The sequence below is a fragment of the Nanhaiella sioensis genome, from assembly GCF_046557775.1.
GTDB classification, from domain to species: Bacteria; Bacillota; Bacilli; order Bacillales; family SM2101; genus Nanhaiella; species Nanhaiella sioensis.
The window spans coordinates 2,493,070-2,516,803 of sequence record NZ_JBKAEG010000001.1 but is presented as its reverse complement, the minus strand read 5'-3'; the positions used below and the strand labels follow the sequence as shown (position 1 = coordinate 2,516,803).

Annotated in this window: 18 protein-coding genes; 6 read left to right on the top strand and 12 right to left on the bottom strand. The window is 36.5% G+C overall.

Translation table 11 applies throughout. The features are described from left to right. Window positions 1-656: 656 nt before the first annotated feature. The gene (locus tag V1503_RS11760) at window positions 657-1,931 is read left to right on the top strand and encodes a glycosyl hydrolase family 18 protein (RefSeq protein ID WP_214480776.1); all 1,275 of its coding nucleotides are present in this window, start codon (window positions 657-659) and stop codon (window positions 1,929-1,931) included. 311 nt (window positions 1,932-2,242) lie between these two features. Here the strand turns inward: V1503_RS11760 and ssb are convergent, their stop codons facing one another. The 4 genes from ssb to V1503_RS11740 all read right to left on the bottom strand — a co-directional run bounded on the left by ssb (window position 2,243) and on the right by V1503_RS11740 (window position 7,142). After that, the gene (ssb, locus tag V1503_RS11755; RefSeq protein WP_410627102.1) at window positions 2,243-2,584 is read right to left on the bottom strand and encodes a single-stranded DNA-binding protein; all 342 of its coding nucleotides are present in this window, start codon (window positions 2,582-2,584) and stop codon (window positions 2,243-2,245) included. 461 nt (window positions 2,585-3,045) lie between these two features. Further along, window positions 3,046-4,464, bottom strand: a complete 1,419-nt coding sequence (locus V1503_RS11750; protein ID WP_214480778.1) for a glycoside hydrolase family 18 protein — start codon at window positions 4,462-4,464, stop codon at window positions 3,046-3,048. A 514-nt stretch (window positions 4,465-4,978) separates the two neighbouring features. Then, complete coding sequence (locus tag V1503_RS11745) at window positions 4,979-6,469, bottom strand: HAMP domain-containing sensor histidine kinase (RefSeq protein WP_214480779.1); 1,491 nt, start codon at window positions 6,467-6,469, stop codon at window positions 4,979-4,981. Next, the gene (locus V1503_RS11740) at window positions 6,462-7,142 is read right to left on the bottom strand and encodes a response regulator transcription factor (RefSeq protein ID WP_410627099.1); all 681 of its coding nucleotides are present in this window, start codon (window positions 7,140-7,142) and stop codon (window positions 6,462-6,464) included. The genes V1503_RS11745 and V1503_RS11740 overlap by 8 nt, the downstream gene beginning before the upstream one ends. A gap of 622 nt (window positions 7,143-7,764) precedes the next feature. On the opposite strand from V1503_RS11740, the gene V1503_RS11735 reads away from it, so the two are divergent. Next, a complete protein-coding gene (locus V1503_RS11735) occupies window positions 7,765-9,333 on the top strand; it encodes an IS1182 family transposase (RefSeq protein ID WP_410626823.1) in 1,569 nt (522 codons plus the stop codon). Window positions 9,334-9,491: 158 nt separating this feature from the next. On the opposite strand, the gene V1503_RS11730 is transcribed toward V1503_RS11735, so the two are convergent. Next, the gene (locus tag V1503_RS11730) at window positions 9,492-10,382 is read right to left on the bottom strand and encodes a GNAT family N-acetyltransferase (RefSeq protein ID WP_410627096.1); all 891 of its coding nucleotides are present in this window, start codon (window positions 10,380-10,382) and stop codon (window positions 9,492-9,494) included. Window positions 10,383-10,823: 441 nt separating this feature from the next. Here V1503_RS11730 and V1503_RS11725 point away from each other — a divergent pair, with 441 nt between their 5' ends. Further along, the gene (locus V1503_RS11725) at window positions 10,824-11,054 is read left to right on the top strand and encodes a hypothetical protein (RefSeq protein WP_410627094.1); all 231 of its coding nucleotides are present in this window, start codon (window positions 10,824-10,826) and stop codon (window positions 11,052-11,054) included. Between the two features lie 244 nt (window positions 11,055-11,298). Here V1503_RS11725 and V1503_RS11720 read toward each other — a convergent pair whose 3' ends face one another. Next, complete coding sequence (locus V1503_RS11720) at window positions 11,299-11,874, bottom strand: hypothetical protein (protein WP_410627092.1); 576 nt, start codon at window positions 11,872-11,874, stop codon at window positions 11,299-11,301. A gap of 231 nt (window positions 11,875-12,105) precedes the next feature. Here V1503_RS11720 and V1503_RS11715 point away from each other — a divergent pair, with 231 nt between their 5' ends. Then, window positions 12,106-12,513, top strand: coding sequence for a hotdog fold thioesterase (locus V1503_RS11715; protein ID WP_410627090.1), 408 nt, complete (start codon window positions 12,106-12,108; stop codon window positions 12,511-12,513). A gap of 104 nt (window positions 12,514-12,617) precedes the next feature. On the opposite strand, the gene V1503_RS11710 is transcribed toward V1503_RS11715, so the two are convergent. The 5 genes from V1503_RS11710 to V1503_RS11690 all read right to left on the bottom strand — a co-directional run bounded on the left by V1503_RS11710 (window position 12,618) and on the right by V1503_RS11690 (window position 21,576). Further along, window positions 12,618-14,672, bottom strand: a complete 2,055-nt coding sequence (locus V1503_RS11710; protein ID WP_410627088.1) for a M4 family metallopeptidase — start codon at window positions 14,670-14,672, stop codon at window positions 12,618-12,620. Window positions 14,673-15,685: 1,013 nt separating this feature from the next. Further along, on the bottom strand, window positions 15,686-18,253 hold the full coding sequence (locus V1503_RS11705; RefSeq protein WP_410627086.1) for a M4 family metallopeptidase: 2,568 nt from the start codon (window positions 18,251-18,253) through the stop codon (window positions 15,686-15,688). Between the two features lie 601 nt (window positions 18,254-18,854). Continuing rightward, on the bottom strand, window positions 18,855-19,415 hold the full coding sequence (locus tag V1503_RS11700; protein ID WP_410627084.1) for a hypothetical protein: 561 nt from the start codon (window positions 19,413-19,415) through the stop codon (window positions 18,855-18,857). Window positions 19,416-19,721: 306 nt separating this feature from the next. Next, window positions 19,722-20,339 carry a TetR/AcrR family transcriptional regulator gene (locus tag V1503_RS11695; RefSeq protein ID WP_214480788.1) on the bottom strand — a complete coding sequence of 206 codons (618 nt, stop codon included), beginning with the start codon at window positions 20,337-20,339 and terminating at the stop codon, window positions 19,722-19,724. Next, on the bottom strand, window positions 20,296-21,576 hold the full coding sequence (locus tag V1503_RS11690; protein ID WP_214480789.1) for an MFS transporter: 1,281 nt from the start codon (window positions 21,574-21,576) through the stop codon (window positions 20,296-20,298). Before V1503_RS11690 ends, V1503_RS11695 begins: the two co-directional genes overlap by 44 nt. A 629-nt stretch (window positions 21,577-22,205) precedes the next feature. Here V1503_RS11690 and V1503_RS11685 point away from each other — a divergent pair. Together V1503_RS11685 and V1503_RS11680 are read left to right on the top strand one after the other, a co-directional pair. Further along, window positions 22,206-22,424: a helix-turn-helix domain-containing protein gene (locus V1503_RS11685; RefSeq protein ID WP_410627081.1), complete on the top strand. Its 219-nt coding sequence runs from the start codon at window positions 22,206-22,208 to the stop codon at window positions 22,422-22,424. Between the two features lie 113 nt (window positions 22,425-22,537). Continuing rightward, window positions 22,538-23,026: a competence protein ComK gene (locus tag V1503_RS11680; protein ID WP_410627079.1), complete on the top strand. Its 489-nt coding sequence runs from the start codon at window positions 22,538-22,540 to the stop codon at window positions 23,024-23,026. A gap of 136 nt (window positions 23,027-23,162) precedes the next feature. Here the strand turns inward: V1503_RS11680 and V1503_RS11675 are convergent, their stop codons facing one another. Next, window positions 23,163-23,504, bottom strand: a complete 342-nt coding sequence (locus V1503_RS11675; RefSeq protein ID WP_320258035.1) for a hypothetical protein — start codon at window positions 23,502-23,504, stop codon at window positions 23,163-23,165. Between the last annotated feature and the right edge of the window lie 230 nt (window positions 23,505-23,734).

The following is a 23,734-nucleotide window of genomic DNA, read 5'->3' as shown; positions in this document are numbered from 1 at the left end:
CTAAAGCACTCCCTACAATAAAATGTTTATTAAAAAGGTGTTCTTAATATCATCGAATGCGTTTGTTATAAAAGATATGGTTTATGTACAATTACTACGTTTATAAAGAAGAGAATGTTTCAAAAACCGTGTTGTTTTTTCACATTGATGTTACTTTTCGTTCAAAGATAGAACCATGTAGTCAACTAGCGTTCGTGGCATCTTTTTTACTTATAGAATTATCGAGCTCTCATAATACTCGTCATACTGTCCATTTGTAATAAAAATTGCAACAAAGTTTACGAAAAAAGCCTAAAAAACAACATATCCTCAACTCACGAATGACAATTAGGTTCGAAGGTTAGTATATTGAGAAAGTCCTTACATTATTAATTCTTTTCCTCTCTTTTAAGAACTTTATCTTTACACACTCTCATCAGGGGGCTCCCTAGCATAGTAATCTAGTATGTATTATAACCATTTCTAGCAACATTTAATAAAAGTTATGAACACGCAACATGAAAATAATTATTATAACTTTAACACTTTAAGATCCCAAAAATAGTGGCATATTTTTGTTACGTATGAATAGTTTAAGATAGATGGGTTATTGTGTACTTTTATGAGCGAATTAGACGATGTTGTTTGATTATGTGAAGCATTCGGGAGGTTATGAAATGATTATATACACGGTTAAGCAGGGAGATTCTATATATTCCATCGGGCAAAAATTTAGAGCCTCTTATCAAGATATTATGAGAGTGAATGGTTTAGAAAATGGTAATATTGTTCCTGGTCAGTCGCTTCTTATTAGACAAAATGTTTATATTGTTCAGCAAGGGGATACTTTATATAAAATATCCGAAATGACGAATGTTTCTACGCAAGCATTAATAGATGCAAACCAAATCCAGAACCCGAATATGATCAATCCAGGAATGCAACTGACACTTCCAAATATACCTAGCTATTCAGCTGACAGTGTTGGATATGAATCAATCATTACAGCTGACGAGATGGGCTATGTAACATTAAGAGATCCTATTCCTTTAGAAGAAGAATTAACAACCTTTGCACCGTGGCTTAATTATGTACCTTTATTCGATTATCAGTTACAAGAAGGCGGTAATCTTAGTGACCTTGATGATGAAAGTGCCATACGAACAGCACGTGAAAATCGAATTGCGCCATTAGCAACGGTCACCGCTTTTAATGCAGACATGATTCATAGAGTATTATCATCCGCAGAAAATACGCAAAGATTAATAGATAATATTTATCAAATTGTATCAAGTAAAAATTATTCTGGGGTAAATATTGATTTTGAAGCTGTAACCGAAAGAGACAGAGACTCATTTTCCGAGTTTTGTAGATTGCTCAACGACCGTATGAAAGTGGATGGGTACCTTACGACGATCGCAGTTTTAGCAAAGGAATCTGAAGCATGGCATAAAGGGCTAGATTATCAGGCAATCGCACCATCAATGGATTTTGTATTTATTATGGCATATGATTGGCATTGGAGATTCAGTCAGCCAGGGCCTATTGCGCCAATTAAACGAGTTCGCACAGTACTTGATTTTGCTATTACACAAATTCCTAGAAACAAAATCGTTTTAGGAACGGCTCTATATGGCTATGATTGGACAGTACCCTTCACACAAGGAATGAGTGCACGTGCCCTGTCATCACATGCGGTCACAAAAATTGCAATGCAATATCAAATTCCAATTAGATACGATGTTGAATCAGCGTCCCCATGGATCGAGTTTGTTGATGAAGAAAACAAAAGACGTATCGTCTGGTTTGAGGATGTTAAAAGTATTAATGAAAAGTTCAAGCTAGTTCGTGAATATGGATTAGGTGGAGTAGGCTTCTGGCAAATAAGACTTGAGTTTCCACAGCTGCCAACATTAATGAGTGAGATGTTTACAGTTGAACATATATTGTAAGTATTCGTGAATTAGTATTATTTTCTCATTGATCGTTGTTTTTCGAACAATAATAGATACATGTATAGTTTTAAATTTCGTGACATCTTTTCTACTTTAAAATATAAGCGTGTATAATAGCACTTCTTCTGTCTATTGCTAACAACAATAGTAACTTAGTTTTTAAGAAGAGCCTAAGGCGCAAAAAAATACCAACCAATTTAGGTTGGTATTTTATATTGGAGATACATTGAAGAAACTTTTTGTCTTGAGGATCGTTGAAGAATATGAGAGGCATTGTGTAGCGAGGATCTATTTGTTGGGGGTTTCTACTAAATTGCAATTGATTCAGGTTTTTTGCCATCCATGAACCGTACAGATTCAGCAATAACTTCAGTTACATACACATTTTTCCGTTCTTGATTTTCGTAGCGTCTCGTTTGGATTCTACCAGTAATTCCAACGATCGACCCTTTTTTACAATACGTCGCTGTATTTTCAGCAGCTTTTCTCCACACTGTACAATTAACAAAATCCGTGTCGATCTCACCCTGGGCATTTTTATAATTTCTATTTACCGCCAAAATAAAGTTTAATACAGCCGTCCCATCATTCGTATACCGCATATCAGGATCTTTGGTCATGCGTCCAACGAGTATGACCTGATTTATCAATTTATTAGCTCCTTTCTTATTTGATAGTCCCATCATACCTAAGCCGTTGCTTGTAAGTAAAATGGCCAATTTTGCATTTTTATCGCACAAAACGTGTCGAAAATGCAATTTCTGTAAGTGAAAATGGCTTATTTGCACGTCTAACAAACATAAAAATACAAAATTAGCATAGTTAACAATTTTTTTAATTAGAAACCACCACCGTAGAGAAGTGAGGAAGTAAAAAACACCATAAGAAAAACTCTTAACCAAGAATCGCTAAGAGTTTCTTATAATTGGCTGTGAATTGATTGATGCTTTTCGCTCTATGATATAAGCACGTATACATGCTAGCGTTACATTATTTCTACTTTGACCATGATTGAGCTCTCATAAAACTCATTAGACTGCTCATTTTTAGTAAAAACAGTAACAAACTCCCACGCGTCTACACGTCAATTATGACACTTCGATTATGTTTCCTAAATATGTTTGTGAGCTTTAAAGTTGCTATCAAGTACATACCAATTTTGTGGAAATGGCAATCCAAGAACCCAGTAGAACAAGCCTCTTAAATGATACTCCTTCACTGTGTCTAGTTTTGCTTGAATGCTCCGTGCATCTTCAAACCACACTTCATGATGTGCTCCTTCTTCATCGTAATATCTAAAAAATGGTGATTGATATGTTGGATCATATTCAATAGTAGCACCGTACTTTCCTGCACGTTCTACAGCAGCTTGTGGACTTAATGTCGACGCAGACGTACCTTGGACGAAAGGAATGTTCCAGTCTCGACCATATAAAGGAATTCCCATCAAAATTTTGTCTCTCGGTATGACAGTAACAGCGTAATCTAATACTTTTCTCACCGAATTGAGTGGTGCTATGGCCAACGGTGGTCCACCAGACCATCCCCATTCGTAGGTCATTAAAAAGACCATATCAACGATTTCGCCATGAGCCTGATAGTCATGCGCAGCACGAAGTAAATCTGACTCTGTGCCTGTTACTTTCGGAGCTAAAGCTGTTGACACCGACAAGCCTTCAGGATGAAGTCTTGCAACTGTTTTCCGAAGAAAATTATTATAATTCTCACGATCCTCAGGATATACAAATTCAAAATCAACATTCAACCCCGCATAGCCTTTTTCCTTCATCGTTTCTAAAATATTCGTAATCAATGTATCTTGTAATTCTTCGCTTGCAAAGATCGTCGCAGTTAGGTCTGAATCAAAATTCCCTCCAGAAAGGTTCGAAATAACCATTAAGGAACCAATATTATATTTCTCAGCTGCCTCTATAACTTCTTTATCACTTAATGTTGAGATCGTACCATCTTCTTTTACCGCATATTCAAATATTGATAAATAGGTTAGTAGATTTCCTACTTCATCAACGAGCTCGACACCTCTTTCACCCATTCTAGTAATGTACGCATTTACATCAGCTAACTGCTTTACACTTTCTGGAATGCGTAACACTTGACCAGGGAAAATGAGATCGGGGTTCGCAAGCTGATTTGCAACAGCTATGTCCTGAACGCTTACCCCGTATCTTTGCGCAATCATCCAAAGCATTTCGCCTGGCTGTACGACATGATGTAAAGCTACAGGGATGGTTAAATACTGACCTATTTGAATACGATTTGGATCAGCAATCGCATTCTTATCAATGATTGATTGGACACTGACACCATACATTTGAGCGATTCTCCAAAGATCTTCACCTGGCTGTACGACGTGTTGGCGTGTCGGCGAAGGAATAACTAGTGCTTGACCAACGACTAGCACATTAGGATCTTTGATTCCGTTCGCCTTAATAATTTGGTTTATATCAGCACCATACCGCTGTGCAATACTCCACAAAGCATCCCCACTTTGTACAACATGGATTTGCATATCATATCCTCCTTCACACAATTCTTCTATATACAACTGTTCAAAAAGGCTGATAACACATTCATTGTTGTTCTTCCAAAAGACTGTTTGAGCATTAATTGTTGCTTTTCGTACTAAGATAAAAGCACGTATACGTCTAGTGTTCGGAGTATCTTTTCTACGACTGCTTGCTCTTCAGTTGCTGTCCCTTTTTTGAACACTCATTATAATGTATTCGGTGATTATTCCACTTATTATTTAAACTCCAATAATTTTTATATATGCTGATTTTATAAGTTGATAAATTATTATATGGAGCATAACTTGAAGAAATTTAATACTGCTGCAAAAGCAGCTATACTCCTACTAAATAAAGGTTATAAGGTGTAAGAATTAGCTGGAGGAATTGCAGCTTGGAAAGCATGAACTTCCCACTTGATGCAGAAAATTTAAGCTGTGGATGTTTGTTTTTTGTCCATAAGAATTTAACTCGTTTTTATATCACCCCCCACTTGCTAATTATTGTGGGGGTTTTTCAAATGTTGATTTTTGGGATATCCTCCTCCCTCTTGGTCGTTGTTTTTATAGGAAGTAATAAGGTAAAGGTACTTCCGTCATTTGAGCTCTCTTTTAAGAACAAGTCTCCGTGTTGAGCATTGGCAAGAAGTTTACTAATTGGTAAGCCAAGACCTAAACCTCTCACTGTATTTTTTTGCACTTTGCCTTTATAGAAGCGCTCGAAAATTAATGACTGCTCTTCCAAAGGGATACCACATCCACTGTCAATGATATCAATCGCAATAAAATCTTTATTTGGCTCGTATATTTTCACTTCAATCTCTTTTGAGGATGCATGCTTACTATTATTTAGTAAGTTTATGATGATTTGCTGCATACGATATGGGTCTCCGTATGCAAAAAGAGGTTTTTTAGAAGATAAAACTTTGACTTGAATGAGATGGTGTTCATCATTAGTCATCTTCCATTGATCAGTCATTTCCTGTATGAACTTATATATATCAAGTTGTTCACAATTTACTTTTATTTCGCCGAGAGTAAATGAATTAAAATCAAGTAAATCCTCCACCATCAGCTGTAGCCTGCGTGCTTCATTTAACGTAATATCCAAAAATTCTTGTTTTTCATCACCAGATACAATTTGATCATTCACAGCCTGCACTAAACCACTAATTGATGCAATGGGGGTTTTCAGTTCATGTGTCACACTTGCAAGCAGCTCTGTTCTCATTACCTCTAATTGTTTAAGGCGGGTAGTCATTTCTTTAAATGATTCAATTAAGTCATAAAGTTCTTCCCCTTGTGTATCAGTAGCTAGGTGAACATTATAATTCCCATCTTGAATTTGTTTGGCAGCTTTAGAGACTTGTAGAATAGGGGATATAATCTTGTTTGATAACAAATAGATAATGATCAAGCCTAATATCGCTAAACTTCCTAGTAAAATAGCTAGTAAACGATATTCTTCATCCATTTGTCTTCCCATTGAGGAAAATTCTTCTTCTGGTACAATGATGGCTACTGCTCCTATGGAACGATCTTCATATTCAATAGGTGACGAAATAACATATGACAACCCTAACAAATCGAATTCCACTTTCTCAACTTCATTCATTTGAAGCAAATTTAATTGACGCTCTTCTGGAGAAATAGTTGATAATCCACGCGGAAAATTCGGATAAACGACTTGCCCATCTTCATCCTGAATTATGATCATTGATCTAATATCCAAACGATTTAATCTTTTAGGATCTTGAATGATTTCTTCTATTACGCGGTTAAACAACGGAGAGCTACCTTGTATTCTTTCAATGTTTCCATCTTCAGTTACTAAACGGTCTGCAACATCTGCAACGAGATATTGTGCTAATTCTAGCTTATTTCTAATTGCTTCATCCTTAATCCAAACAACCGAAGCAATACCGATCACTGTTAGCCCAATAATCAAAGTAACTAAATACCTACTTACTAAATAGTTCAATAAGGGAATGCGCTTATTTTTATTCATAAACACTTAACTGATACCCCATTCCCCGTAACGTTTTAATTTCACCTACAGATGAATCCCACTCTTTCAGTGATTTTCTTAAGCGCTTAATTGCTAAATCTACCGCCCGGTCACTTCCTTCATAATCAATGCCCCACACCTGCTCTATCAGATGCTCTCGTGTAAATGTTTGATTTGTATGCTCTGCTAAAAATATGAGTAATGCTAGATCTCTAGGTGTTACGTGAACCTCAGTTCCATTTAATAGAATTTGATGTGAGCTTATATCGATTGCTAAATTTCCGAAGTGCTTCACCGTGTGATCTTCAATAGACTTTGACCTTCTTAAAACAGCATGCACTCGAGCAACTACTTCTTCAGCAACAAATGGTTTTGAAATGTAATCATCTGCACCGTTGTTCAGCCCTTTTAAACGCTGATTAATATCTCCTAATGCTGTAATCATAATCACAGGGCATGAACTCGTCTTCCTAATCATCTGTAAGACATGCCAGCCATCCACATCAGGAAGCATAATGTCTAATAGCACAAGTGAAGGCCTATGTACCTCAAATGCCTGAAGCGCATCCTTACCTTTCTTCGTATGTTCCACTTGAAAGCCTTCCTTACTCAAGTACGCACGAAGAACTCGTGCAATCGGCACCTCATCTTCAACTAACAAAACTGTATTCATGCTTCACCGCCTTTTCGGGTCAGTCCTCTTATGCTTTTATGCATTACGACAGCGGGGTACTGTCTCCAATCGCAGTAATGCAGTAATTTATGAATATATTACTCGTGTTAAAGCTGTTGATTAAGCCATTGTTGTAGGGTACGAGTGGGGCTACACAAAACCTTATATGTTACTTAGAATGTTTTTGTAATTACTGCATGTTTGCAAAAAAATACATGCCTAAAAATTGACCTCATGACATCATTTCTCTTATAAAACGATAGCGGTTGTGTAAACCTCGAGCTTCTCTTCAAATGAAGAACAATCCAAGCATCATTTACGCAAACAACACTCCGTACACGTACGATAAGCTAAACATAAATCATTTATTGCTACCCGATTTTTTTAGATGTTTACATATATTTTATTTGATAATTATGGAAGAAATGTTGTGGAATGATGTGATGTTATGTGATAATAGCAAAAGGGGCTGGGACAAAACCCACCTTTGAGATGAAAAAGCCGGTGAAATTTTTACAAGAAGTAAAATTTCACCGGCTTTGTTTATTTTGGAATTAAAATAAGGACCACTTCTGATAAAATAAAGTTACCACACCAAATTTCATCGGAAAGAAGGGTCCTTATGTTTAAAAATTATATCATGAATCAATTAATTTTGCCTTTAGATCTAGAAGTAAAATTACAAAAGAACGATATTGCCTTCCATGTCCATCATTTAGTTGAAAGTATCCCTCAGGAAGCGTTTGAACCATTTCTCCGAAATGAAGGCTGTCCTGCCTATCATCCACGCATGATGCTTAAAATAATTCTATGTGCCTACACGCAATCTGTCTTTTCTGGACGCAAAATTGAAGCCCTATTAAAAGACAGTATTCGTATGATGTGGCTAGCTCAAGGATATGAACCAAGCTACCGCACAATCAACCGATTCCGTGTTCAACCAGAAGTGAAAGAATTAATTCGTGAATGTTTCGTACAATTCCGTTGCCAATTGATCGAAGAGAAACTTATTGATCAAGAAGCGATTTTTATTGATGGTACAAAAATCGAAGCAAATGCGAATAAATTTACGTTCGTCTGGAAGAAATCCATAGAGAACTATCATGAGAGTTTAATTGAAAAGTCAAACCAGCTGTACAATGAGTTACTTAAGAATGAAATCATACCTGAAATTCAACGTGAAACGGCTGAACAGTTATCATTGGATGAGCTCGCTCAATTGGTTCAAAAAGTAGACGATGTCGTAACCAAGTATGATAAACAAATTGAAGATACGTCAGACGTTTCAGAACGAAAAGCCTTAAGAAGTGAACGTAAGTACCCAAAACAAATTCGAAAGCAATTGATTGATTTCGTCTCACGTAAACAGAAATATCAACAAGACTTAGAAACCTTTGGCTCACGTAATAGTTATTCTAAAACAGATCCCGATGCGACATTTATGCGAATGAAAGATGATTATATGAAAAACGGACAATTGAAAGCTGGTTACAATGTACAAATCGCAACGGAAGGTCAATACACACTTGCCTATAGTTTGTTTTCAAACCCAACAGATACACGTACATTAATTCCATTTTTAGATGAAATTGAGCAACATTATTTCGAGTTACCGAACCACATTGTTGCAGATGCAGGTTATGGTAGTGAACAGAACTATAATGATATCCTTTCTAATAGAAAACGAGAAGCGCTTATTACGTATAACTTATATTTAAAGGAACAAAAGAAAAAGTACCGACAAAACACATTTAATCCCGAAAATTGGGAGTATGACGAGGAAACAGATACATATACATGTCCTAATCAAAAGCGCCTTCAATTTCAATATCATTCTATTCGCAATGACCGTACAGGATTTGAACGGAAGTTCAAAGTCTACGAGTGTGAAGACTGTTCCGCATGCCCATTCCGTTCATTATGTACAAAAGCAAAAGAAGGCAACAATCGAAAACTAATGGTGAATGAAAAATGGGAACAGCAAAAAGAATATGTAAGAGCGAAGCTTTCAGAAGAGACAACGAGTGCCATCTATCGAAAACGAAAAATCGATGTGGAACCAGTTTTTGGATTTTTGAAGGCGAATTTGTGTTTCTCTCGATTTTCTGTACGTGGAAAATCGAAGGTGGAAAACGAAATGGGCCTTGCGTTAATGGCTGTGAATTTAAACAAAATCACTGCCAACAAATAAGGTAATAGAGGCCCTACCACTCTAAATAGAAAAAAGGTGAATTTGAGCTCACTCAAATTCACCTTTTTCATTTTTTGAGGCTAGTTATGTCCCAGCCTCTTTTTTACTTTTGCATATTAATTTTTTCTCTTACTAAGAGATAATCTACTCACTTCTACTTATTCTTCGAGCATGATTTTTTTCATATATACTTGTTCTACGCTCTTCTCAAATCCAGCCTCTTCAAGAAATGAGACTACCGATTGATTCGTAGCTGCTAAATTGACTGTAATTCGCTTTATTTTTTGATCAAACGGAGCAAATAATTGCGATAATAAACTTGCATTAATTTGTTGTCGGTCACTTCTATGAGGTGCTGCTTCACACTGATACAATACTGTAGTTACATGAACGCCTTCATCATTAAAAATTCGCTTAAATAACGCATAGCCTATACTTTCACCAGTATGATCATCGACCGCAATGAATGCTTCTCCATCCCTCACGCTCTTAAACTGCGTTTGCCAGCAATACATATTTTTATAAAATGAAAGGTTTTGAACTGCCGGTGGAACAGTTTTAATAAAGTTGTATGTAGCGAGGTGTTCTTCAAAAGGATTCGAGTCAAATGATCCTTCATGAGCGATAAAAAGCAAATTATCTTCAATCTCATACCCAAGCTTTTTATACAAATGAATCGCTTTTTCATTTTCTTTAATCGCTTCTAATGTTGCGATTTCAACACCCTCTTCTTCATAGATTGCTAAGGTTGCTGCCATCATTTTCTTCCCTACACCTGTACCTCTATATTGTGGTGCAACACCTGTTCCACCGTTCCATGACACCTTTTTACCATTGATGTTTCTGATGCCATTTAAGACAATGCCGATAGGTTCCTTATCATCAAAAGCAATAATTGAATAGTTGGCAGACAAACCTTCCTGTGTAAGTCGATTCAAAAATGAATCAATAGTCATCTGTGCATCGGTAAAATACCCTGTAAACCCCTCATTCCAAGCAGTAACTGCATCCTGTACAGAACACTCAGTTAAACGTTTAATCGTTATCAATATAGACACCCCTTTTATACCCTTACTCAAAAGCTTGTTTAAATTCACATGCATTCAACTAAAGTTCGTGGTCAATGAACTACAAACTTCTTTCACTTCACATAAAGAACAATAGCTACAAAACTTAGTCTATGTCTTTTCACTCAATCTATTAACGGTATGCCTTTAGTTTACAAATAATCCCCATATAATAACAAGTATATTCCCTTAGTAGCATAAAAAAGTTCAGCATTGTTTAATAACACATAAGTACACATTTTAAGTAGTTGGAAGTGAAATAACGTTGCGGTACTACATAATCGATGCAACTTCAAAAAACTAGACGTAGTAGCATCGATCTTCTCTTTCTTGGACGAATCGTGACAACAGCAAAGCAAATGTATGTGACGTTACGATCTATATTTCCATGTGAAAGAAGAGTTGAGTAAGGAGGTAATAAAAATGGTTTTTAAACTAAGCGTTGCAGAAATTGAAAACACTCTGACTTACTGTTTCGCCATTTCAATTTTAAAATTAGAAGCCATCATTATCGGAATATTTATGGAGGAATTTCTTGAAAAATATTATCCTTCGATACTGACATCTCTCAATATATCGATTAATATAAACCAAATGACTGCACAAAAAAGTAGGATATATTCAGAACAATATCCTACTCCATTAATTTGGTAAGGGAATTACAGTAACATCATCTGATCTACCAAACTTATAGCAAAATGAACAAGCATTTTTACCAACTCATACTCATAAGATATCATGTTATGGAAGATGGTCATACAATCGTTTTTTCAACATTTAACAAAAGAAAAGTCCACGCAATCAATAAAGCGGGACCTTCCTTATAAGTAACATATTCACTTAAACTATAATGTTATCTTCTTTGCTCGAACGAGTTTGCTAATTGTATTTGTCTAATTTATTCAGCTATATTACTCTCTAGCTGGTCAGTGAATGCAGTGTATTCATCTAGCATTGTTGATAACGTACTAGTAATTGTAGCTTCATCATCATTTGCTACTGCATTGTCTAAAGATGCTTTCAGCTCTTGCATCTGCTGTTTATGCTCTTCGTGTAACTGTTCATTTTCTTCTTTTTGTGCAGACCTGTTTGCTTTATATTCCTCGCATAACTGCTTAATGGCATCTTGCCCTTCTTCACGAGCTATTTCACCGTTCTTTATTTGGTCTTTAATGAGTTGTTTTTCGTCTTCAAACTCCTGCTTTTGCACTTCAAGATTGTCTTGTAGCTTTTCTTTAGCTTCCTTGCGCGCTTCAATCGCAGCATTCCATGTGTCAAGCTGATCTGGAGTACGAGCTTCTACAATTGCCAAAATTTTTGTTGCCTTATCTTCATCTGAGATTTGGTTAATGCTTTCATTTTCTTGAATAATCGTTGATTGTTCACTTTCTACAGGCTCCTCTGCAAACACAGAAGTCGGGAGCATCATCCCTAGGACTAAGCTACCTGCAAGTAATTTCTTTTTGGTTAACATTACTAACACTCCTCTTTCATTAAAATGATTAAATACTCGATCGAGCAAATGATTTCATAACCTTTCATGCTGTCTGTTCTATACAAAATAAGGTTTCGATTATATTCTAGCAACCAAATATGCGACAATTGTTGTTAAAATATGTGAATTTATGTGATAAGAGAGTGAAAGAATTGGTAAATTTTTATAAGTTGTGTGACAATAAAAGAAAGAGCATAAGGGGGAGTATTCATGAGCAACGGATTAAATTTTGAACATTCGTTAGTCAGTCATCTCGGTATTGAAATAGTAGAAGTGAGTGAAGAGCGCACTGTCGCTACAATGCCTGTGGATGAACGAACGTGTCAGCCTTTTGGAATTTTACACGGTGGTGCTTCTGTAGCTCTAGCAGAAACCGTCGCAAGCTTCGGAGCTTTCAACCTCATTGATCAGGAAAAAGAAGGCTGTGTCGGTCTCGAGATTAATGCAAACCATATACGTGCCAAAAGAGGTGGTGTTGTGACCGCTATCGGTACACCGTTACACCGAGGAAAAAAAACACACGTATGGGAAGTTAAAATTGTGGATGAACAGGACAAATTAATTTGTATTTCTAGATGTACGATGGCCATCGTTGAACTAGATAAAGTAAGCTTCTAATAGCGTCTTTTATAAAAAAGTCCCCCTCACATGTAAAAATATGAGGGGGGGTGGCTTAGACATGTATGTTCAATATGGTTTACCTACCTATGGTTTTAAGTCTTTTATGGATAAGTAACAGTTAATGTGTATGGGCTTGTACTAAATACACCATCATAACCAACGACTGCTACGTATAATATTTCACCAGCAGATGCCGTATAAGTAAGTGATTCCGCAAGTGTGTTTACATTTTGTGATGCGGTTATTGTTTCTCCGCGACGATTTAATAAATATAGGTCATAATCATCTGGTACATTTGTTAAATCTACAGTCACTTGACCTCTAGCCCCAGCAGTGAATGTATATACATCTAAATCATCAGCAGAAGAGATATAAGATGTATATATTGCTCCACTTACTACAGCGTGTGCAGTGCTTAATGTATCATTTGGCTCAAAATTGTCACTAGAAGCTGCTTGTGTATCATCGATTCCTACGGCTGTAAAACCACTTTCTATTGCTTGATATTCTACCCCACCTGCTCCGTATAAATCTTCGGCAGATTGCAATAAAGCATTTCGTGCATCAATAAATTGAGCTTGTGATGTTAAATGAGTTGTTAAAGCACGGTAATAGATATCGCCAGCTTTTTCAAGACCAATTGCAGATGCAATATTGTAAAATGCTTTATTCGGAATTCCACTATTTGTGTGAACCCCACCAAAATCCCAATCAAGCGCATTTTCATCGTTTTTCACGAGGAAATCGTCCATATGATCCGGTTGTCCATATAATGTCGGGTTTGCAACACTTCTTAATGCATCTCCCGCTATAGCAGGTGTATACACATCCTCACCTAACAGCCAATCAGCTGCTCCGTCTTGTTCTGCTTCGACGAGTACACCGAACACGTCAGAAAATGATTCATTCAGTGCCCCAGATTCATATTCATATATGAGATTAGCGGATGTGTCCGTAACCGCATGTGTAAGCTCATGTGCAACAACGTCTAATGAGCCGGATAATGATGTAAATAGTGACCCATCACCGTCACCATACGCCATTTGTGTTCCAGTCCAAGCAGCATTGTTATAGTTCGTGCCAACGTGTACACTAGAAATAATATTGCCACCTTGATTATCATAGCTGTCACGATTATGGTTATTCAAGAAATAATCATATACAACTCCAGCGTATACGTGAGCATCAACACCTGCGCGTTGAGTAGCTGAATCAAAGACGTTATCATCATCCGTTACATATACACCAGGTTGCGGGTTAACTCTTAACAACGGGCTAAAAGTATTTTCGGCATCATATGTTGCGATAACACCATTCATAGACTTCGAAGTATCGTATAAATAATACGTCCCGTCTTGTTCAAACGTGTTCACTATTTTCGTATCACCAAGCACGCCTGTTCCAGTCCCTACTTCAGCAGCATGTTCAATTCTATTAAATGATCGTAGTACTTCTCCTTTTTTTGCATCAATATAAAAGAATTCACGACCAATGTATGGTGCATGGAATTGCAATTCAACAATATAAACTGGCATCCATTTATTTTCATGCTTATAAAGATAAAGGTCAGAAGCTGGATCTTTCGTATACGTGTCTGCTTCTGGTGTAAAAGTTAACTTGCTTTCAGCGACCTGAATTGCATCCTCTGCGGATAGCTTCACAAAATTACGCCATTTCTTCTGTTCAAGCTTTGGCTCTACTTGACCAATCATGGAAGTGATGATACCATCACCATCAACTTGAATGAGCATTTCTGAGCCATAAACTGGAATACCATCAACAGTCAGCTGTGTACGATATTGCGTCATACCAAGATCATCAGTAACTGTTTGCTTAATCGTAAAATCTCCAGCTTCTAAATCAAATACCTGTCTATTCTCATCAAGGAATGTTAGCACATCAACATTTTGTGCTGATAATTGACCTGAAATATAGCGCGGAATACCCTTTTTCTCATCCCAAGAAACTCGGAATTTTCCGTTAGATTTCTCTTTCATTTTCTCTAGCTTCTCTAGCTGTTTTATTTTTTTGTCGATCTTCTTTGTCGAATTTTCTGTAAGTGATTTTGCATCAACAGTGCCTGTAGTTGGAACTAACAAAGTACCTAGTGCTAATGAGGCTGCTAGAACCGTTGAAACAACTTTTCTCTTTTTCATAGATTTCTTCCTCTCAGTAAAAGTTTTTCTCTATATGTGCATGCATTGACATACCGTCAATCACAAGAGTATTTATGTGATTACTAGGATATAAATCGATACCTATTTATGCCTCAATGTTGAATCAACAATCCATGTATGCTATAAAAAACCTATCACAATCGTACTCAAGGTAAACACATAAACTGAATTAGTGAAGCTAATCAAAATAGTTCTAGTTAACTAGCTATTTCTCTTACACCTATTACGGAACGTTTTACGTGGAAATAAACATTCACATAAAGATATTGTTCAATTATAGGCCCCGGGATATATATATTATCACAATAATATACATGACAAAAAATCTGATAATTTGTCATGATTCGTCAAAATATGCACATTTTATAAGCATTTCTCTATTTATCTTACTATTTTGACGATTTATATAAATATATTTATAGTTATATTTATAAAACAATATGGTATTTTACTCATTAAACAGGCTGACTACGTCACTCTGTATGCGCATTAATTGTTTTTTTCTATTCATGTCCGTAGCACTTTTCTTCATTAAATTAATTACTAACATAAACCCATTACTTGCTGTTCTAATATGGTAATTAGCTCAAAAGCATACATAAGGCTGTTTTTGCATCAATTGTTAATATTCGTACTAAGAATTACGTATTACAGCTATGTTCATGGCACCCTTGTTTCATTTAAATAATTACTACCTTCTACTATTTTAATGAACTTAACATCGTTTATCTATGGCCACCGCATAAAATACTTCTACCTATACTCTCATCTAAGTCGCATTAGCAAAATAACTTTCTAATAGCTTGTCAGTGCAGTCTGTACAAGCAGAGAATGATTTAAAACTGCACCTTAAATACAAGCCTAAAAAACCCTTCACGTTAAAAAACCTACAAGTACGTTACGTACTTGTAGGTCTGAGTAAACGGCTTACCAACCGCCAATTTATTCAAATTGTCATTATCAGCTAGGGTATATGCATATTCTAGCTAACCTTAGTTTCCTCCGTTATCTTCCTCTTCGCTACCTTCTTCGTTGCCACTTTCCTCGCCTTCACTTACTTCTTCCTTTTCCTCACGTTCTGGAGCAACGTAAGCTTCTGGATCAGGCTTATCTGCTTCTTCTATTTCATCATAAAATGCTTCTGTTGCTTCTTGATCAAATCCTTGTACGAGTGGTGTATCGCTGAAGTAACCAACTTGATCAATTGTATAGCCGTACGCTGTAATACTAAAATCCGTATCTAATGTCGCATTAATTTCATCACCATCAACTACAACCCAAAATGCATCTTGCGCGCCATCATACGATGCTACAGTTGCACCACTTCCGTCTGTAATATGAACAAAGTCATATCTTGCCTCTGTTTCAAATGCTGAGAAATGGATGGCTACTTGTTGAGCACCTGCTTTTTGATACGTAAATGTATCAGTAAAATTGTTAGAATATGGGTGTGGTGTATCATAGCTCGCATTTTCATAGAACCATTCACCTTCTGTCGTCGTTTCTCCCGGGAACGATGCCGTTAAGGAATACGGGCTCGTGCTATTCGCTCCGTTATAGCCAATCACTTTCACATAGAATGTATCAGCACCAGAAGCTGAGAAGGTAATCGACTCGTTCGATGTTCTTGCATTTTCAGATTGAGCTACAGTTGAACCACTAGCATTTAGTAAATATAAATCGTAATCCTTAGGAACATTTGTTAAATCCACAGTGATGTCTCCCGCACCACCAGTTGTGAACGTATAGAAATCTTCGTCATTTGAAGAAGAAATGTAAGAAGTGTATGTGTCACCACTTGTTATACTGTGAGCCTCACTTAATGAATCATTTGGTTCAAACGTATCATTAGTGATGGGACCACCACCGCCAATTCCAACTGCTGAAAAGCCATCAGCAACTGCGTTATATTCTGTACCATCTTCACCGAATAAGTCAGCAGCTGATTGTAACAATGCGTTACGCGCATCGATAAACTGGGATTGTGACGTTAAGTATTGTGTTAACGCACGGTAATAAATGTCTCCTGACTTATCAAGCCCTATCGTTGTCGCGATATTATAGAAGGCTTTATTAGGGATACCACTATTAATGTGAACACCGCCCCAGTCACCTTGTTGAGTATTTGGTAACACAACAAAATCATCATAGTGAGCAGGCTGGTTGTATAGCGTTGGATTTGAAATACTTCTTAATGCATCACCGCTTATATGAGGGGTATATACTTCCTCACCTAATAACCAATCTACTGAACCTTCATAGCCAGCTTCGACAATAATACCAAACACATCAGAGAATGATTCGTTTAAAGCACCAGGCTCAAACTCATATACTAAATCAGCAGAAAAATCAGTTACCGCATGTGTTAACTCATGTGCAACAACATCTAATGATCCTGACAGTGCTGTAAATGTTGTGCCGTCTCCATCACCGTACACCATTTGAGTACCAACCCATGCCGCATTGTTCCATGGGCGATTTAATGCATCAGGGTCACGAACGTGAACACTTGAAACCACATCACTACCACGATTGTCATAGCTATTACGGTTATGCTCATTCTTAAAGTAATCATAGACGACACCCGCATAATAATGCGCATCTACTGCTGCTTTTTGACGAGAAGAGTTGAAGTTGTTATCGCTATCTGACACAAGTGTACCAGTAGCCCATTGATCACCAGCATCATACGTTTCAATATTGCCAGTCATTGGTTTCGTGCGATCAGATAAATAATATGTTCCATTTTGTTCATACGTATTAAGTGTTTTCGTATCACCTAATACTCCCGTTCCTGTTCCTGTCGTTTCTGCATGTTGAATTTGGTTAAATGACCTCAACACATCACCTTTCTTCGCATCAATGAAGACAAATTCACGCCCAATATATGGCTCAAGGAACTGTAATTCCACTATATAAACTGGCATCCACTTGTTTTCGTGCTTATATACATAAAGGTCGGAAGCTGGTTCAGTCGTATACGTATTTGCATCAGGTGTGAAGCTTAAGCTTGCTTCAGCTACCTGAATCGCATCTTTTTGTGAGAGCTTAACAGACTTACTCCATTTTTTATTCTCAAGCTTTGGCTCAACTTGGCCATTCATAGCTGTGACAACACCATTAGCATCTGTATGAACGAGAAGCTCTGCCCCATATACAGGAATTCCGTCAACAGTTAGCTGCGTACGATAATGTGTCATACCTAGCTCATCTGTTGCTACATCGTTAATATTAAACTCTCCAGCCTCGATATTAAATACATCCTTATTCTCCTCAAGGAAACTTGAAATATTGGCGCTTTTATCTGATAGTTTACCAGATACATGGCGTGGAACGCCCTTCTTTTCGTCCCATGACACTTTAAATTTCCCGTTTTGTTTTGTTGTTTTTTCACGTAGCTTATCTAGCTTTTTCTGCTGTTTTGTCTTCTCCTTCTGTTCTTTAGACACTTTTTCTGATTTTACCTCTACTGATGCACTGCCTGTTGCTGGAACGAGTAACGTACTTATTGCTAATCCTGTTGCTAGTGCTGATGAAACAATTTTTCTGTTCTTTTTCATTTTTCTCCTCTTTTCTCTTTTTTTAGTGAGCCCCTTCAAAGGATTTTACAAAGTAATCAAATGTGAAAAATATGAATAGAAGTTACAATCGTATCTGGAACCATAAAATTGTAAAACTTTCTACAAAGTTAGCCCACATGTAAACTTTACAAAATTCAAAATATTTGTTCAATACATTTTGCCATAATTGAATAATTCCTCCTATAAAGACATGAATATACATTTTTCCACGTTATTTTTATAGTCATATAGTTTGATACTAGGTCATTAATAGATATACTGGACATGGGATTTCATTGTTCAAAACAAGGTGGTTAGCCCATTCTATCTTTGTATATAAATACATTATTTCTCTCATTTACAACATTATGGTATTAGCGTACAAAAGTATAAAAGTAGTTTCACAAAGCAAACAAAAAAGAGCAAGCGCCATAATAGCACTGCCCTCGTCAATGAACGACGTTATTAAAGCTTTTTGTCGTTTCATGAAGAATGTCATCTATTTATGTAACAAACTTATGATGGTGGCAAAATGATGAAAACACGTTGCTTACATTTCCACAAACTATTATTTCAACATAATGGATGTATGATAATAGACTTATGACCAGTGAAAAAGAACTACGCTTTTTTCTGTCAAAAAGTCTTTTTTATAAATTTTTGCTAATGGTACGCTAGTTTCTAATCTGCCTTCAACAATAACAACACTCTCTATTTCTTTTGCCATTTCTTTATCAATTTCAATAACAAATGTTCTCGGTGTTGCATCACTCGTACAAGGACCCTTCGTCGAGGATAAAGAAACAGTGATCGATTTGTTATTAGAGCTTTGCTTCATACTTTTTATGTTGTATGGACAAGTGCCAGACTCATGAAGTCCAATGAAAAAAACCACCTTCTCGTTAAAGCCTACAAGTGGCATATCATCCTCAAAATTGAATAAATCCCATACTTCTTCAAAGACTGATTCATTCACGACTTTGCTCATTAAGTAATCACTGTAAGGCGTTTCTTGTCTCTCAAAAGCAATTTTTTGAAAATTTGTTGGTAAAACCTTTTCACTTGCGATTACGTTCATGCCATCTTCTATATTATTATTGCAGCCAAATAATAATAACATCGTTATGCCAAGTGTCAGTATAGGTTTATAGTCTGTTGTCACATCAACCACTCCTCATCACATGAATTAGACGTCAAGCATAAATAAAGGCTGATTTTGGAACTTAGAAAAACATGTAAACATCTAGTAATCGTTGCATCTTTTCTTCTGTAAAAAGAAAGACTTCTGCCGCATAAATCCAATTTGCTGTTCGCAAAAAAGCCTATAGACTTTTAAAATGGAACATTTTATATATAAGCAAGTAAAGCACACAAAAAAGAGCATATGCCTAGTCACATTGCTCTTAGCTTAACCATTTAGATCATTTTCACGAATGTATTTATCAGCAACAATAACATATCCCAGTAGCTAGTTCTGAACAACCCCTAATGCTTGCGTAAGGTACATTTTCAAGCCTTTAAATTGCTCAATAATATGTGCTCTTTCGTAGCCAACCATATGTGTATGTAAGTATAAGCCGTCTGTAATATTGCTAAGAAAGAGCACAATAGCCTCTAACGGTTGTATTGGCTTGAACTCACCTGTGTCGACACCAATTTGTAAAAAGTCTTCTAAGACCTTCATATTTCTATCCACTCTTAACTGTAAAAATGGTCCTCTTTCCTTGTATCTTGAGCTCATAATAAAATACTCTGATTGAACTATGCCGAATTCGCTTTTAAGACTTTTTAAATTGCCCTCGAACTCATCTAAATAATAGCAAAGGGCTTGCCATATCGTTTCGTAGTCACTTGCAAGTTGATTAAAGTAAGCGCTAAATTTTTTATCTCTATCGTCCATAATGGCTTGAAACATTTCATCAGTGCTTGAAAAATATTTATATACTCCACCGCGACTAAATTCCGTCTCATTAACGATATCAGTCATCGTCGTTGACCCAAACCCTTTTTCACAAAATACCTTTTCTGCTACGTCCAATATTTCACGACGTCGTTTCTCCTTGTAATCGTCCGTGACCTTTGGCAACTCGATCCCTTCTTTCTAAAAATCTTGTTATAATAAATGTCGCGATTCCTACAATTGTTAATAGGCTTCCTGACAGAAGAATTGCACTAACTACACCAAATGCTTCAGCTAACAGCCCACCCATAGCCATACCGATGAGTGCTGCAAACGTCGTCATACTATTAATCGTTCCGAACACTCTACCACTTAATTGTACAGGAGTCGCTTTTTGAGCGCCAACGTTAAATGAAATGATAATGATTCCTGCTGATGTACCCGCAATAAAAAATAAGATTGGAAAGATAATCATAATCATTGATGCCGGTAGATGAATGAGTAACGGAAGCACCGCAAAGCATAAGCCCAGAACAGTCGCACCTACTGCAATCGCAAAATTGATTGGTAACGACTTCTTTTTCCGCGTAAGGATTGCTGATACGATGAACATGCCCGCTCCACTCGCAGCCATACAATAGCCTAGTAGATCAATCGTATTGCCATCTATATCGCGAAATAAAATGACGAGCTGCGAATCTGCAATTTGTAGCACGAATAGTGACAGGCTTAGCACGATTAAGCCAAATAACAAACTCGGAAAACCTTTTAGAAATTGGAAACCTTCCTTCAGTTGACTTAAAAAAGCAACCTTTTGTTCAGCAGGCTTAGCTTCAACCTTCTCGTAAGTACTTCTTTTGATGCCGATAAGTAATAGTGCAGATACAATAAATGTTGCCGCATCAATATAAAATGCCCAGTAGATACCAGCCGTTGACACGAGAACACCACTGATCATCGGTCCGACAATTTTACTTCCATTATCAATCATGCCACTAATCCCCATCGCCTGTTGCATTTGTTCATCATCTACAATTTCCTTTAGCTTGCCGTTTTTCGCTGGTACAAATAAACTACTGAAAGCCCCTTTAATAAATAATAAAACATATACTTGCCAAAGACTTGTTACGAAGACGAATCCAATGACTACGAGACAGCGAACGATATCTGATAGTATCATCATTTTCTTGCGATCAAAGCGATCTGCGAACACACCAGCTAATGGACCGAATAAGATCATCGGCAGTGCCATACTGAGCATGACACCAGCCATTTGTAATGGTGATACTTCCCACTTCAAACCAACTAATGCCATTAACGCAAGAATGTCTAACCAGTCTCCAAAGCTTGATACGAGCTGTGACGCAATCAAATATACGTATTGCTTATTTTTTAACAAACTGTTTTGCTTTGTAGCTTCCATTGTTTAATTCCCCCTAATATTTATTATAAAGTGACATTGCCGTCACTAAGTGACAATCTTGTCATTTATTATAAGTGACACACTCGTCACTTTCAAGTGTTTTTTTCAATTATTTGTTATTTTTCGTGCACAGGCAGATTTTAAAACGCTGAAAATGGTTTTAAAACGTTATTTTGATGCATGTTTACGAAAGAAGCGATTCAATTTTTTATAAAGACTATTTTTGTAAATTTTGTTAACTTCTTCATTTACATTTAAGTAGCTGATGTGTTTTATATGACTTTCATAGTCTTTAGAATGATAGTTATATTCGTGGTTAGCTTTTATTGTGATATGTAACAATTACTGCGAAAACAGCCTATATAAAGGCTTTATTCGTAAGCTTTGTTGCTATTGTTACTAAATTGGTACTTTAGGAAGTGGTTTTTATCGTTTTACAGAAGCAAAGATGCCGTGAAAGCTAGTTTTGTACGTGTATGTTTCTTCATACACCAAACAACAAGCATTGTGAAAAACAACCTTTATTAAAAAGTTCTCTTTTTTCCTAGTTATTTACATTTAGAGTCTTACAGGACGTGTTATCTCTCATTTTTCCATTTGATAATAGTCTTAAAAAAGGAGCGAAGCACTTGGAAGAACGAGAGAATTTCGGAAAAGCTGTAGGTAAGTATGTGAGATTAAGAAGATTTAGTAAGGAGTTAACGCTAGAGGATCTAGCAGAAATTACAGATCTTAATGATAAAAATCTAGGAAAAATAGAACGTGGAGAAAAAATCCCGACGACGTTTACTCTTTATAAGCTTCATAAAGGTTTGGACATGAGTGTTGACCGCCTGTTTGACATGTAACAGCTGAACTAAAAGCGTTAAACGACAATAAGTAGAAAAGTCTCTATCTCCGCTTGATTAGACTCGCGTTTCCCCTACCTGCTATTACCCTCAATAAAGGAGTGTCATTTCCTATGGAAAAAGTATTACAAGAGTATGACATCAATCAAAGCACAATGATACTTTTACCCGCTACTCATTGTGACTATGACACCATTGTTTACGAACAACAACAGCAATTGGCTATTGCTAAAACACCGTTACAGCTCGTCAAAGCAGCTTGCTTAGAAGGAGGAGCTACCTATGATGGCAGGCGGAAAGCTATGACACATCTAACCGGCTCAAAACAGAAGATTCCCATACCGATTAATCCCCAATATGATATCTTCGCTTTTCCTACGCAGTCACCACATCGCTTTGAAAACAGCTGGATTTTCTATCACCATATAAAGTCTATCGAACCGTATGAAGCCCCAACAAATACAACTATACAGTCAATTATTACATTTACAAATGGCGAGCAGTTGCAAATGAAAGAGTCTCACTATATTGTTGAGAAACAAATGCAACGAACAGCGATGTGTATTATAACGTTAGCTAAGAAGCTTCCTATCTCCTTATAATTGCTAAGAATCTATGCAAACCTCTCATATGTCGAACACAATAAAAAAACCTGTAGAGTTTCTCCACAGGCTTTCAAAATAATAGACTATTCAGTTAATTTCAAGTGTGCGCTATACTTTATTTACCTTCAACTCGTTATGCTTCTAGCTTCTGTGTTTTTGATTTTCTCAAAATACCCATCAAGCCTGCTGGAATTAGAAATAGGGCAGGAACAACGCCGAATAAACTAATAGATATTAAAATTGCAACACCACTAAGTAACATGAGCCAACCGCCTAGTTTGGCTTTAAACTTCACAACGATCGCTCCTATTATTCCAAGTGCACTAAATAAGAAAGCACTTGCACCTAGACTGCTTATTTCACTAGATCCAGAAACGACTTCATCTACTGTACCAACAAATAAAGCAATAAAGGCACCACCAAATCCTAGTAAACCACCAATAATCCCTAGAATCATTTCAGTTATTCTACTCATAATTAACCTCCTTTCATCCAATCTAAGTATAATTTACCATAAATGTATAAATTAAGTGTCGGTTTTTTGTGATTTTTCTAAATTTTTTGTTATTACATGGGGATTTTCTACTAAATTAGTAGCATTTAGTTTCTCTTAATAGGCAGTAATAAAATAATTAAACGCTGAATGACCATACCAGGTAGTTAGCTCAAGCAAATATATTTGATAAGCGTTATGATAATTATTTT